Annotated in this window: 1 protein-coding gene; it reads right to left on the bottom strand. The window is 67.5% G+C overall.

Annotation, left to right across the window (positions count from 1 at the left end):
- Window positions 1-1,114: HNH endonuclease signature motif containing protein (locus GP2_RS10660; RefSeq protein ID WP_040526784.1), on the bottom strand; the 1,114-nt coding region annotated here is incomplete at both ends.

Raw genomic sequence — 1,114 nt, 5'->3', positions numbered from 1 at the left:
TGTGGGGTGGATGTTGTTGCGGGTCTCGGTGAGGATGTGTCGGAATCGGTGGCCGATGTCGGGTTTCCGGTTGATCCGCGGGCGTCGGGGTGGTGCGCCGGGTGCGGTGTTGAGTTGCCAGGTGCAGCGCCCGGCGTCGGGTCCGCTGCCGATCATGCGGGTGGTGTAGTCGCCGGGACGGTTGCCGATCATGTGGTGATGGCGGGTGCAGGCTGGGGCGAGGTTGTCGATATCGGTCCCACCACCGTCACCCCAGTCGGTATGGGCGTGGTGCATCTCCACACGTGTTGCGGGCACATCGCAACCGGGCGCGGAGCAGCTGTCACCACCGGGACGAGCAAACGCCGCCAGGCGCTGTTCCATCGACGCCAGACGCTTGCCCCGTCCGAGATACAGCGGTGCGGCGGTGGCATCGACGAAAATCGCCAGCCACGGCTCCACCCGGCCGGCCATGGAGATCAGGCCCTCGATGTCGATGAGGGTGCCATCAGCGGTGGCCGCCAGCCCGGCCGCACGCTGCAGATCTGCCAGGTCGGCTTTGACGATCAGCTGGATGGGCAACCCCCGATGAGTCTTGCCGAGCAACCCGTCGTCGAACACCGCTTGCAGCAGTGCATTGAGGGCGTCGTGGTTGAGTTGTGCCGGGGTACGCAGATCCCGTTGCGCGGCCGCTTCCAGCCGCTCGGGGTCGGCGTCCTGGATCGCCCCGGTCGGTGAGTCGGGGTCGTCGGGGTTGTTCATCCCGGGGCGCGCCCACACATCCAGGAACGTCGCCAGGCGTGCGCGCAGTTCTGGGGTGAGGGTGGCGGTGAGTTTCGATGTGCCATCAGCGCGTTGCCGGTTGATCCAGAGCTTGCGGCGTCGTCTGCGGTCCTCGAGGTCGGTCAAGACCCCGTCGGGGTCGAGGTGTGCCAGCAGGCGGGCGCCGGCACGCTCGATCTCCGGTGGTGTCATCCAGGTCGCGTACTCGGCCATCGTGCGCTCGGCAGCAGCCGTCACGTCGTGGGCTATTGCGGCGGGGATCTGATCGAGCACGTCCATCACCGCGTGTACGTGATCGGGGCCGACGCGTCCGTCGGCGAATGCTGCAGCCAGTGTCGGGTTTTCGGGTTGG

This window comes from Gordonia paraffinivorans NBRC 108238, from assembly GCF_000344155.1.
GTDB lineage: Bacteria > Actinomycetota > Actinomycetes > Mycobacteriales > Mycobacteriaceae > Gordonia > Gordonia paraffinivorans.
The sequence above is the reverse complement of the archived record's forward strand: the minus strand, read 5'-3'. Positions and strand labels throughout refer to the sequence as shown.